At 38.6% G+C, this 12,060-nt stretch carries 11 protein-coding genes; 9 read left to right on the forward strand and 2 right to left on the reverse strand.

The genetic code is table 11. From position 1 onward, the window contains the following. The 6 genes from AC220I_RS04690 to AC220I_RS04715 all read left to right on the forward strand — a co-directional run. Nucleotides 1–666 (forward strand): ABC transporter ATP-binding protein (locus tag AC220I_RS04690; protein WP_486722669.1); only part of this gene is annotated, 666 nt, incomplete at its 5' end. Continuing rightward, nucleotides 659–1,378 (forward strand): ABC transporter ATP-binding protein, encoded by a 720-nt coding sequence (locus AC220I_RS04695; RefSeq protein ID WP_486722670.1) that lies wholly within the window; start codon nucleotides 659–661, stop codon nucleotides 1,376–1,378. The genes AC220I_RS04690 and AC220I_RS04695, both read left to right, overlap by 8 nt. Before the next feature lie 12 nt (nucleotides 1,379–1,390). Then, entirely contained in the window at nucleotides 1,391–2,689 is a 1,299-nt protein-coding gene (locus tag AC220I_RS04700) for an ABC transporter substrate-binding protein (RefSeq protein WP_486722671.1), read from the forward strand. A gap of 14 nt (nucleotides 2,690–2,703) precedes the next feature. Next, nucleotides 2,704–3,588 carry an intracellular short-chain-length polyhydroxyalkanoate depolymerase gene (gene phaZ / locus AC220I_RS04705; protein WP_486722672.1) on the forward strand — a complete coding sequence of 295 codons (885 nt, stop codon included), beginning with the start codon at nucleotides 2,704–2,706 and terminating at the stop codon, nucleotides 3,586–3,588. 124 nt (nucleotides 3,589–3,712) lie between these two features. Next, nucleotides 3,713–4,522 carry an alpha/beta fold hydrolase gene (locus tag AC220I_RS04710; RefSeq protein WP_486722673.1) on the forward strand — a complete coding sequence of 270 codons (810 nt, stop codon included), beginning with the start codon at nucleotides 3,713–3,715 and terminating at the stop codon, nucleotides 4,520–4,522. Between the two features lie 484 nt (nucleotides 4,523–5,006). Then, nucleotides 5,007–6,548 carry a putative polysaccharide biosynthesis protein gene (locus AC220I_RS04715; protein WP_486722674.1) on the forward strand — a complete coding sequence of 514 codons (1,542 nt, stop codon included), beginning with the start codon at nucleotides 5,007–5,009 and terminating at the stop codon, nucleotides 6,546–6,548. Between the two features lie 91 nt (nucleotides 6,549–6,639). Here AC220I_RS04715 and AC220I_RS04720 read toward each other — a convergent pair whose 3' ends face one another. Further along, on the reverse strand, nucleotides 6,640–7,347 hold the full coding sequence (locus AC220I_RS04720) for a 5'-methylthioadenosine/adenosylhomocysteine nucleosidase (protein ID WP_486722675.1): 708 nt from the start codon (nucleotides 7,345–7,347) through the stop codon (nucleotides 6,640–6,642). A gap of 90 nt (nucleotides 7,348–7,437) precedes the next feature. Further along, nucleotides 7,438–7,911, reverse strand: coding sequence for an S-ribosylhomocysteine lyase (locus AC220I_RS04725; RefSeq protein ID WP_486722676.1), 474 nt, complete (start codon nucleotides 7,909–7,911; stop codon nucleotides 7,438–7,440). Between the two features lie 161 nt (nucleotides 7,912–8,072). Between AC220I_RS04725 and AC220I_RS04730 the strand changes: the two genes are divergently transcribed. The 3 genes from AC220I_RS04730 to AC220I_RS04740 all read left to right on the forward strand — a co-directional run bounded on the left by AC220I_RS04730 (nucleotide 8,073) and on the right by AC220I_RS04740 (nucleotide 12,048). Then, nucleotides 8,073–8,429, forward strand: a complete 357-nt coding sequence (locus AC220I_RS04730; RefSeq protein WP_486722677.1) for a cytochrome b5 domain-containing protein — start codon at nucleotides 8,073–8,075, stop codon at nucleotides 8,427–8,429. 197 nt (nucleotides 8,430–8,626) lie between these two features. Beyond that, nucleotides 8,627–10,720, forward strand: a complete 2,094-nt coding sequence (locus AC220I_RS04735) for an ATP-binding protein (protein WP_486722678.1) — start codon at nucleotides 8,627–8,629, stop codon at nucleotides 10,718–10,720. Continuing rightward, nucleotides 10,717–12,048 carry a sigma-54-dependent transcriptional regulator gene (locus AC220I_RS04740; protein WP_486722679.1) on the forward strand — a complete coding sequence of 444 codons (1,332 nt, stop codon included), beginning with the start codon at nucleotides 10,717–10,719 and terminating at the stop codon, nucleotides 12,046–12,048. The genes AC220I_RS04735 and AC220I_RS04740 overlap by 4 nt, the downstream gene beginning before the upstream one ends. The last annotated feature ends 12 nt before the right edge of the window (nucleotides 12,049–12,060 follow it).

Here is a 12,060-nt window from a genome sequence, read left to right on the forward strand (position 1 = left end):
AAGACGACGGTTTTTAACTGCATTACCAAGTTCTATACACCAGATCAAGGCACAGTGAAATTTAGAACAATAGAGGACAAAGAGGTTGAACTGATGGACTATAAGGTTCATGAAATTGTAGGACTCGGATTAGTGAGGACCTTTCAAAACGTAGAACTCATAAAAGATCTGTCCATTATAGATAATTTGCTCATTGGGGCGCATTCACAGTTTAAGTCCACCGTTCTTGAACAAGCATTTATGCTAAAGCGTGCTCGGACTGAAGAAAAGCGAATCCGGGAGAAAGCCATGAGGATTCTAGAGGATTTGAACCTTGAGGATAAAGCAGATGAAATCGCGGGCTCTCAGCCCTATGGCGTTTTAAAAAATGTAGAGCTGGCAAGAACCTTGATGAGCGATCCCAAGCTCATTATCATCGATGAACCGGCTGCGGGCTTAAATGAAACGGAAACGGAAGCACTAGCCAAGATGATTCGAAAAATCAGGGACAACTACCACTGTTCTATATTGATGGTGGAGCATGATATGGGACTTGTAATGAATACCTGTGAGCGCATTTGTGCAATCAGCTTTGGCAAGAAACTGGCTGAAGGTAGTCCAGAAGAAATTAAAATGAACAAGTATGTACAGGAAGCCTACCTTGGAAAGGAGGATGAATATGCTTAAACTTCAAGACTTAAGTGTGTCTTATGGCAGTATTAAAGCCGTTAAGGGAATTGACATCCACATTCAAAAGGGGAAGATTGTAGCTCTGCTTGGGTCAAATGGTGCTGGAAAAACATCAACCTTGAAAGCCATTTCGGGTATGCTGGCGATAGATCGAGGGCAAATTGATTTTAAGGGCCAATCCATTTTAAATTTAAAGCCTGAAAAAATTGCACAAAGGGGTATCGTGCAGTCACCTGAAGGGCGACAAATCTTTGTTTCACTAACGGTTGCTGAAAATTTGAGGGTTGGTGCCTTCAATGAAAAACGTAAAAGTGTAATCAAGGCGCGAATGGATTTTGTTTATGAGATTTTTCCCAGGTTAATGGAAAGACAAAATCAAATTGCTGGAACACTTTCTGGTGGAGAGCAACAAATGCTTGCCATTGGAAGAGCCTTGATGGCAAACCCAGAAGTGCTCTTACTGGATGAACCTTCACTGGGCTTGGCACCGCTTATTGTAAAAGCCATTTTCGAAATTATCCAAAAGTTAAATCAGCAGGGGGTAACTGTGTTGATCGTGGAGCAAAATGCCCTTCAAACGTTAAAGATAGCTGATTATGCCTATGTTTTAGAAACGGGAAAGATCATCATGCAAGGCAAGGGCACGGATTTACTTCAGGATGAGCGTGTTATAGAAGCTTATCTTGGTGGGAATAAATCAAAAAATTAGGAGGATTATGAGATGCAATTTAAAAAGAGTTTTATTATTTTATTGACATTTGTATTGGTAATGGGGATGTTATCTGGTTGTGCTAAAGCGGCAACTGCCACAACAAGCGAAGCGACAAGTGAGACTACAGAAGCGGTTACTTCATCAGGGGATACCGTATCAGAAGAAGTATCCCAAGGCGTTACAGATACGGAAATTCTAATTGGCAACAGTGCGGCAACAAGTGGTGCCTTTGCACCAATCGGACTTCCTTTTATTCACGGTATTGAGGCTTATCTTGAGTCTGTGAATTCGGCAGGCGGAATTGATGGTAGAACCATTAAGTTTATTCATTATGATGATGAGTTCGATCCTGCGACAACAGCTCAATACTTAGAGAAATTGCTTTATGAAGATAAGGTGTTTTCAGTGGTCGGCCATTTTGGTTCGCCATGTATCGCAGCAACTTTAATGGATCTTGAAGACAGTGGTGTTCCTGCAGTTTACTTCGCAGGTGGTGTTGCAGATCTTTATAGCACAGACGATCCTGATCGTACAATCTATCCGGTTCAACCGATTTATTCTTATGAAGGCAAAATCATGTCTGCTTATGCTGTGAGCTATTTTGATGCTAAGAAAGTGGCTATTATTTATACCAACAATGAAGCGGGCATTAACACTTTTGAAGGCATCAAAGACCAGCTAAAGGCTTATTCGGATGTTACAATCGTAGCAGAAGAGTCTGTATCACCAGGTCTTACAGATGCAACGGCACAAGTGTTAAAGGTAAAAGAGGCGGCTCCTGAGGTCATTATAATTCCTTCACTTTCTGCTGAACTCGCACCTGTCTTAAAAACCATGGAACAACAAGGCTTGTTAGGTGTACCAGTGGTTACAACATATTCAAACGTATCTAGTGTTTTTGTTGACAGCAACTACAACGAGGCGTCAAATGTAATGGACAACCTCTATGGTCTAGGCTGGGTTGATCTTGAAAGCAATCCACAAGTTTGGGACGAGTTTGTTGCCAACATGACAAAACTTGGTTACCAAGATGAATTAAATGCTTACTCAGCTACAGGATGGATTGCAGGTCATTTCTTCACAGAAGGTGTTAGACGTGTTGCGGACAATGGTCAGGTTTTAAACTTTAAAAATTACACTGATGCACTTGAAGCTGCACCAATTCAAAATCCATTTGGTGGTTCAATTGACTTTGCAGATGGCATGAGAACAGGAACGCAACAAATGGTCCTTTCAAAAGTAGATGTAAATAGTCCTTCAAAATGGACTGCAGTTACTGGATTTTCTGGTGTAGAAGATTTAAAATAGGGTTAGGTGATAAAATGGTAGAGATGGAATTCAAAAAAATGCAAGTCAATAATGAAATCATCGCTTATAGAGAGTGTGGAGAAGGTCCAAGAACACTTTTGTTGATTCACGGAAATATGTCTTCATCATTGCATTTTGACCATTTGATGGATGCACTTTCAGAGGAATTCAGGATACTTGCCCCAGATTTAAGAGGGTTTGGTCATTCTTCATATCATGAAGCCTTTGACTCTTTAAAAACCTTGAGTGAAGATCTAGAGTTTTTTGTGGACAAGTTGAGGTTAAAAGATATTGAAATCGCAGGTTGGTCAACAGGTGGTGGCATTGCCATGCAGTTTGCAGCAGATAATCCGGACTTGGTCAAGAGACTAATCTTGATAGAAAGTGTTGGTGTAACAGGTTATCCTATGTATATGAAAACAGAAAATGGTTCACCAGATTTTTCAAGACCACTTTATACCAAGGCCGAGATCCAAGCAGATCCTATACAGGTTGCTCCAGTTCTGGAAGCGTTAAAAAAAGGTGATGCTTCCTTCTATAGAGCACTTTGGGATGCGGCAATTTATACTGGTGCTAAAAAACCGGATGCAGAAGATTACGTACGCTATATTTCAGAGATGCTATTACAACGTAATCTGGTGGATATAGATTATGCTTTGACAAGATTTAATATAACGGATAAGGAAAACGCATATGGCATGGGGACGGGTGATGTTAAAAAGATCAAGTGCCCTGTGACAATTGTACAGGGCGACAAGGACATTGTTGTTCCCATGACCATGGCAGAAGAAATTCTAGACCACCTCAAATGTGAAAAAAGCTTAAAGGTTTTAAAAAATAGTGGCCATAACCCAATGGTTGATCAACTGGATAAGTTAGCTGCCATTATTACTGGATAAACATTGCTCTAAGCAATTGGCACTAATATCATGGTTAACATATTTATAATCAATGAAGGCAAATCTATATATGCTTTACTAAAAGAGTATTTTTATTGAAAGATTATTGAAGAGGAGTGTGGAAATGGCGTATTTCAATTTGGATGGTAAACGTGCCTACTATGAGGTTCATGGAGAGAATGATAAGACCTTGATGATTCTCAATGGCATCATGATGAGCACGTCAAGCTGGTTGCCCTTTATACCCATGCTGACAAAAACGGCGAAAGTAGTCCTAGTGGACTTCTTCGATCAGGGAAAGTCAGATTTTATGTCGGAAGACTATACTCAAGACATTCAACTTGAACTCGTTGAAGCACTTCTCGATGCACTTGACCTTGAGCAGGTGACATTACTAGGTATTTCATATGGTGGTGAAATTGCGATGAAGTGCAGAACATCACGTGTGTCACAGCTGATTTTGGCCAACACAACGGCAATAACAGATGAAGCACTTAAAGCGATCGGTAACAATTGGATCAATGCAGCACGAACTTTTGATGGATCACAATTTTTTAATGCAACAATCCCGCCGATCTATTCAAAGGGATTTTATAATGTTCGTATTGATTGGTTGTCGGAGCGCGAAAAGATGTTCAAAATCGCATTTAAACCAGCATGGTATGAAGGTTTTATAAGGCTTGTGAGGAGCGCGGAATCTCATGATGAACGCTTGAGATTAAATGAGATCAAGATACCGACCATGATCATAGGTGCTGAAGAGGATGTCATCACACCTCTTAAGTGCCAAAGTGAGCTCAATGCAGCAATAAGGGATTCAAAATTCGTCGTGATTAGTGACTGTGGACATGCGGCGATGTATGAAAAGCCTACAGAGTTCTTTAGTGTTGTGGTGGGATTCATGATGTGTGGTTATGACCAGTTTAAATTTTAGAATGCTTTATTAAAAGAATCACCTTAGAGGGTGATTCTTTTTTTAGTGGCTTATAGGTCAGAAATAAGACAAACTATTAGAAAACTTCAGACGCTTACAAAATAGTTTAAAAACGTTATTTCATTCACAATTTATTTGCATTTGCGTTATAATGTAGACACAAGTAAAGGGTAAACTGTTAATAAGTTAAGTGAAAGCTTAACCCCCCATAACCCCTAACATTATTAACCCCAATTAATAATAAAACCCCATACGAATTATTGGTGGGCAACCCCCAAAACGCCCACTGCTATAATTCCCCCCTAAAAATATATTTATTTTGAAAGCTTCAAGCATATGCTGAAGCTTTATTTTTTTTTTGTAAGTTATGGTCTAAGAAAATGGGTCCCAACCTTTTTCTTGTTGAATTTTCATTCAAAAACAATATAATGGTAATAGGTGTTTTCACACCATATTTCACTGAGAGAGAGGCAAACCTTAAATTATGAAAAATAAATTTGCAAAACAACTTGGGCTACTTGGAATTATTGGCCTTGTCATAAAGATTATCGGCGCACTTTACCGATTGCCACTTGCCTACATTATGCCTGAGGATGCCGTGACGTATTACTCAATCGCATATCCTTGGTACACCTTTTTAATTGTCATTTCGACAACTGCCTTACCGGCAGTTATCGCCAAACTGACAGCTGAATATGGGGCAAAGGACGATATTCAAGGACAGACTTTGGTATTTGATGTTTCAAGACGCTTGATGAAGGTCTTTGGAATCATAACCTTGATTTTCTTGTCTTCCGCAGCAGGCATTATCTCAAGCGCATCCGGATATTCAGAGAGTATTTATTCGTTTTTTGTATTAGCAATTGCTTCTTACTTTGTAGCGTCAAATGCTGCTTATAGGGGCTATTTTCAAGGGACTCAGAGACTTGAAATATTCGGTATATCACAATTGTTTGAACAGCTTGGTAGAGCAATTCTCGGGCTATTACTCGTTTGGTTCTTAAGTACTCTAGCAGCACCCAACTCGTGGCTTGCAGCGGCAGGTACTTCTGGAGCAGCATTTGGTGCTTTAATTAGCTGGATTTACGTAGCAAACAAATATAAAAAATTAAACAAGGTCACTTCACAGAAGATTGTCTTAAGAGATCATAAACCCTTGATCAAAAAGATTTTAAAAATGGTTTTTCCAATTGCACTTGGCGCATCTATCATGCCATTACTTACAATAATTGATGCTACTATGATCATTTGGAGACTTAGACAAACGGGCTTTGGGGATCAGGCTGGTGTCATGTACACCTTTATCACTTTTTACTCTGTACCAATCATCAATTTGGCTCAGGTTATCTTTACGGCACTTCAAGTGAGTTTATTGCCAATGATTACGCGTGCCTACACACAAAAAAGTGAACAATTTAGAGAAAAGGTATATTTGGGAATTTTGACTTCACTGCTTCTTGGATTGCCGATGGGACTTGGGATTGCTGCCTTTTCAAGAGAAATTCTCGTGTTCTTGTATCCCAACAAGGCTGAGATGATTGTAGGTGCAGCACCAGTACTCGGCATTTTAGGTCTTGGGGTTGCCTTCTTATCACTATACCAAGCCTCTACAGGTATTTTACAAGGCATTAATCACTATAAGAAGCCTGTTAGAAACTTGTTTGTGGGTGCAGTGGTTAAAGTTATTACGGCATATATTCTCTTGGGAATACCAAGTCTTAATATTAAGGGTGCTGCAATCTCGACCTTGCTCGCATATGCAGTGGCATCGACACTTAACATCTTAGTCGTACTCAAGCATGTTGAAATGCCAAAATCATTCATTAAGAAGGCGGGTTTAACACTATTTTCAAATGCTGTCATGATAATTGCAGCAAAAGGCGCCTTTAAACTGGTCCACCTTCAGCTTGGAGATCGTTTAAGTTTGTTCGTGGGAATTCTTGTGGCGGTTGTCGTGTATGCTGGTTTAATGTTGGCGACTAAAGTGGTGACAAAAGAGGATTTAACTGCAATGGATAACAAATAGAATTATTGTTATTAAAAAATAAAGGACCTTGCAAGAGTGTTGATTTTAAATCACCCTCTTACAAGGTCCTTTTTATGTTGAGATTTATCTTTTACAATTCCGATTTCATATGCATAACCATATTTATGATGATCTGTGTTGAGTTTTTAGCCGCCTCTTTAGCAAACTCAGCATAATTCACATGTGCTGAACCATCAGCCTTGTCAGACATTGATCTGATGATGACAAATGGCAGTTTGTTCAAGTGGCAAACATGTGCAATGGATGCGCCTTCCATTTCAGTTGTATGTGCACCGAAAGTCGTTTCGATGAACTCTTTACGTTCCACAGAAGAAACAAACTGATCACCGGATACGATTCTACCCTTAAAAATTTTATGTGTCTTGATCTCTTCAATACTTGAATTGTAAGCAAGGTCTACTAAATATGGATTGGCAACAAAAGTTGAAGTTTCCATTTGAGGAATCACGCCGTATTCATAGCCAAAGCCAGTACAGTCGACATCATGCTCCATACAATCGGTTGAGATTACGATGTCACCTACATTGAGGTCATCGTGAATTGCGCCAGATACGCCAGTGTTTACAATGGCATCCACCTTGAAATTTGAAATGAGAATTTGTGAGCAAGCAGCTGCATTAACTTTTCCAATACCACAAGTGACCACAACAACCGCTTTATCGTGCAAAGTACCTGTGTAGTAAGTCATGCCTGCCATTTCAACTGTATTTTCTACTTTCATTTTGCTTTTGAGAATCTCGGTCTCTAAATCCATTGCACCAATGATACCTAATTTCATATTTATCTCCGTTCTTTTAAATCTATAATGTATTTAAGATGACTGATTGATATTGCAATTTTAATCAGAGCTATTGAAAGACTTTGTAATTTACTCTGGATAATTTAAGTTTTCAGAAGTTGCATGGTTTAGGACTTCAAGATAATCGAGTGCTTCTTTCTTTGCACCTTCTAGGTTGTGTAATTTGTAATTTCCACATTCTACTTCGCTAGCGCCAGGAATTTCGCCTTCGTATGCTGAGACAAATTCAAAAGCACGCTTGAGTAATGGTAAGATTTCAGCAGATGTATATGCACCGTTAACGATGAGATACATGCCTGTGAGACATCCCATTGGCCCGAAATAGACGATGTTTGACTTGAATGCGTCGTCATTCCTTACAAATGTCGCTATTAGGTGTTCAAGTGTGTGAATAGAGCCATTTTCAAGCATTTCACTGTTTGGGAGTTTCATTCGAATGTCAAATGTCGTTAGGGTTTCAGCGCCAAAATGGTCAATGCGAGAGACATAAACACCTTTTTTGAGTTTAATATGATCCACTGTAAAACTTTCGATTTTTTTCATTTTCAGCTTTGCATGATGTCTTAAACTGCCATCACGCACTCCTTTCTATTTTTTATTTCAATTGACATTGTATCACAAAAAGGACCTTAAGAGACTAAAAAAAATCGAAATGGGTATTAAATAAATACCTATACAAGTGTTTATAAAATGGAGGTCTAAATATGAAAAAAAGCAATATAGGCAGAATATTGGGGATTTTGATATTTGCAGTTATCCTATCAGCATGTGCTGCAAATTCGACAATAAGTGAAAGTGAAAATGAAGCTGCTGTTATTGAAGATTTACCAACCTTTACCCTTGAAGAACTTGCTAAATACAACGGCAAAGATGACATGCCAGCTTATGTGGGGTATGAGGGTAAGGTATACGATGTCAGCAAAATCAAAGCATGGCAAAATGGCATTCATCAAGGGAAATATGAAGCAGGACAGGATCTTACTGAAATTCTCAATAATGTAGCGCCACATTCACCTAGTCGATTGATAGACAATGCACCTTTGGTTGGTACACTTGAATAAAAGCAGAATCAGTTGCTAGTCAAGGTATTTATATGTCTATGCATCCCCTAGAAAAGAGAAAAAGTAAAGAGAACATAAAAAACACATCCATTCTCAAGTGAATGGATGTGTTTTTTTACATAACTCATATTAAAACATCCGACCATAGCTTATAATAGAAGTAAGGCATTAGAATCTTTTTGATCCATGGGGGGCGTATGACATTTAAGGGGCTTAACAATCGATCCATTCAATCTAGAATCATGAGCTTGTTGATCATCATGTCAATCACCTTGATTTTAACCTTGGGGCTAGTTTTTTACAACAATACTGTATCTAGAGTCAAGGAATCCAAGAAGCGTGAAATGACAACACTTGCGATTGAGACGACTAACAAAATTGAAAGATTCCTATTTGAGCGTTCGGCTGATGTTAAGGTTTTAGCATCTTCCAATATACTTAATGCAGATACAGTAAGTCTTGCTGTTCAGAGTCATTATCTTGAAAATGTCGTAAAAGCATATCAAACCTATGATGAAATATTTGTACTAGATAACTTTGGAAATTTGATGATAACCACTAATATGGAGACAGGAAGCTCGACCGCAGATTTCTATCTTGACAATTTTATGACGGAGGCATCTTTTGTTTCGGATTATATTTTAGAGGAAACACCTTATATCTTTTTTTCCGAGCCCATTATGGAAGAGGGGGAAAAGAGAGGTGTTGTTGTCGAAAAAATGAATTTTAAAGCAATTGAAGATATTATAGAAAATGTAAGGGTTGGTGCCAGAGGTCATGCCAAACTTATAAAGCTTGAACCAGGTGAAAAACTTGAGGACATCGTCGGGATAAAGGAACAGTACTCGGAATCTGATCGAGGAATGGTCTTGACTGCAACCTACCCTGTGATCAAGTATGAGACGCAATCAGATCAATGGGTTCTAAGTGTAAGCCAGCCTGCGAGTGAAGCCTATGGCATCATTAGAGATATTGAAAAGTATTTTGCGATTGTCATTTTAGTATTCTTTGTGATTGTCTATTTCTTTTCTAGAATCGTTTCACAGAGTGTGACCAAACCAATCCGACAGTTGAAACAAAAAATTGGTGAAATTATGAATGATCAGAAGCTATTTACTTCAAATGTCGTCACCAGTGATGAGGTTAAGCATCTGACATCTACTTTTGATTTTCTACTTGAAGAACTCAATTTTATGATGCAGAAGGTTCTCGAGAAATCAGGTGAGGTTGCTTATATACAAGAAATTAGAAGCACGATGTCTAATTTAATTGAGCACATGCCAAATGGTATTGTCACAATAGACGGTAAAGGTGAAATCACTTCCATGAACCCTGCTGCTGAAGAAATATTGGAAGTGAACTTGGTGGGTGAAAATATCTTTAAGACACCACCGCCTCATTACGAAGTCTTATTCTATCACTTAAAGGAAAGCATGCTCAATGATGTCACTCAAAATGAAACCTTAGAATTTGAAGATGAAAATACCTTTAGTAAAAAAGTCATCATCAGTACTTTAAAACAAATGGATATCAACGATGTCATCATCGGTATGACTGTCGTAATTCAAAATTTGGAGGAAAGACAAAAATTTGAGGAAAGTGTTGTAAGGGCCAAGAGGTTATCAGAGCTTGGTGTTCTTTCAGCGGGTGTTGCACATGAAATTAGAAATCCTTTGGCATCCATAAAAGGATATGCACAACTTGTTTTCAGCGAACTTGATGATGATAGTCAGGCGAAGGCAGACCTGAAAATTGTACTGAGTGAAGTTGAACGCTTAGATAAAATTATTGATCGATTTATGACTTTTGCCAGTCCAAGTCAACCTGATTATAAGGAAAACGATCTTGATAAGCTGGTTCAAGATGTGTTACACCTTCTCACAAAATCAATTGAACTTCAGGATGTGCATGTGGAGACGAAACTGAGTATAAATGAACCCGTTTTTATGGATTATGATCAAATGAAGCAGGTCCTTATCAATGTCTTTATTAATGCCATTCAAGCTATGCCCAATGGTGGCATATTAAAAATTGAAACCAACATAAGCAGGGTTCGAGATGATTATGAAATTAATATAATAGATACTGGTGAAGGTATTCCTAATGACATGATTGAGAAGGTGTTTGCGCCATTTTTTACCACAAGACAACAAGGGACTGGTCTTGGACTTTCCATATGCTCTAGAATTGTCGAAAGTCATAAGGGCAGATTCGAAATACAAAGTAGGCAAGGTGTTGGAACTCAGATTACAATCAAACTCCCACGCCAAAGAAAGGAACTTGGGCTATGAAAAAGCTTTCAGTATTAATTGCAGAAGACGAAAAAAATCTAGCACATTTGCTTGAGCGTGTTTTGACGAAGGAAGGCTATGCCATCTATTTAGCCTTTGATGGTGAAGAAGCACTCGAAGTTATTAAGGCGAATAAGATTGATATTGTCCTCACTGACATAAAAATGCCAAAGGTAGAAGGCATGTCGCTACTAAAGCAAATTAAAGAAATGGATACATCCATTGAAGTAATTGTGATGACTGCATTTGCCACCATTGATACGGCAATTAATGCCCTTAAAATGGGTGCAAGAGATTATATTAGAAAGCCCTTTGATATTGATGAGATTGTTGATGCCGTTAACAAAACTAGTATGCTCATTAAGAATGCAACCTTAAGTGGTGAGGAGCAATTTGTATTTAGTGAGATGCTTGTTGCCAACAGTCCCAAGATGAAAGATCTAATCAAGATGGTCAAGAAGGTGTCTGGAAGTGTTGCCAACATATATATTCAAGGAGAAACAGGTGTTGGTAAAGAGTTGATTGCACATGCTATACATGAGCTAAGTGACAGACATGACCATCCTTTTATCAAGGTAAACTGCTCAGCATTACCCGAAACCTTACTTGAAAGTGAACTCTTTGGATATGAGAAGGGCGCTTTTACTGGGGCGTTTGCAAGGAAACTTGGGCGATTTGAACTTGCCAACGGCGGTACGATTTTTCTAGATGAGATTGGGGATATATCACCATTGATACAGCTTAAACTCCTTAGAATTATTCAACAAAAAGAGCTTGAAAGGCTTGGTGGGACTCAGACAATTTCTCTGGATGTACGTATCATCACTGCCACAAACAAGGATTTAGAGGCACTTGTCAAAGAAGGGATATTTAGAGAAGACCTTTACTATCGTCTCAATGTAATTCCTTTAACAGTTCCTGCTTTGCGAGAACGACCTGAGGACATTAGAGAGCTTATCGAGACTTTTATGTCCATTTCTTCATCGCTCTATCAAACCAAGCCTAAAGCCATTGAACCTGAAGCCTTAGAAGCGCTTGTGCAGTATCCGTGGCCTGGGAATGTCAGGGAACTTGAAAATATAATTGAACGGATTTTAATCATCAGTGAAGGTGCTTCGATAAAATTAGAAGATTTACCACCTAAAATTTTAAAGAAAAATACTTTGCCAAGTGAATCTTTAGAAGCCTACAAAGAGACTGTGGAAGCTGAAATTTTGAAAGAAGCGCTCGAAAGCTGTCAGGGAAATATCACAAAGGCGGCGGAAAAATTGGGCATTAGTAGACGTTCACTTCACCGAAAAATTAATAAATACAACCTAAATGAATAGTCATTCAGGATG

The sequence above is a fragment of the Fusibacter sp. genome (assembly GCF_057447755.1).

Coding starts and splice junctions, on each gene's coding strand:
- phaZ (WP_486722672.1), top strand. CDS start 2,704: ATGGTAGAGATGGAATTCAAAAAAATGCAAGTCAATAATGAAATCATC.
- AC220I_RS04725 (WP_486722676.1), bottom strand. CDS start 7,911: ATGAAAAAAATCGAAAGTTTTACAGTGGATCATATTAAACTCAAAAAA.
- AC220I_RS04715 (WP_486722674.1), top strand. CDS start 5,007: ATGAAAAATAAATTTGCAAAACAACTTGGGCTACTTGGAATTATTGGC.
- AC220I_RS04695 (WP_486722670.1), top strand. CDS start 659: ATGCTTAAACTTCAAGACTTAAGTGTGTCTTATGGCAGTATTAAAGCC.
- AC220I_RS04730 (WP_486722677.1), top strand. CDS start 8,073: ATGAAAAAAAGCAATATAGGCAGAATATTGGGGATTTTGATATTTGCA.
- AC220I_RS04740 (WP_486722679.1), top strand. CDS start 10,717: ATGAAAAAGCTTTCAGTATTAATTGCAGAAGACGAAAAAAATCTAGCA.
- AC220I_RS04720 (WP_486722675.1), bottom strand. CDS start 7,347: ATGAAATTAGGTATCATTGGTGCAATGGATTTAGAGACCGAGATTCTC.
- AC220I_RS04700 (WP_486722671.1), top strand. CDS start 1,391: ATGCAATTTAAAAAGAGTTTTATTATTTTATTGACATTTGTATTGGTA.
- AC220I_RS04710 (WP_486722673.1), top strand. CDS start 3,713: ATGGCGTATTTCAATTTGGATGGTAAACGTGCCTACTATGAGGTTCAT.
- AC220I_RS04735 (WP_486722678.1), top strand. CDS start 8,627: ATGACATTTAAGGGGCTTAACAATCGATCCATTCAATCTAGAATCATG.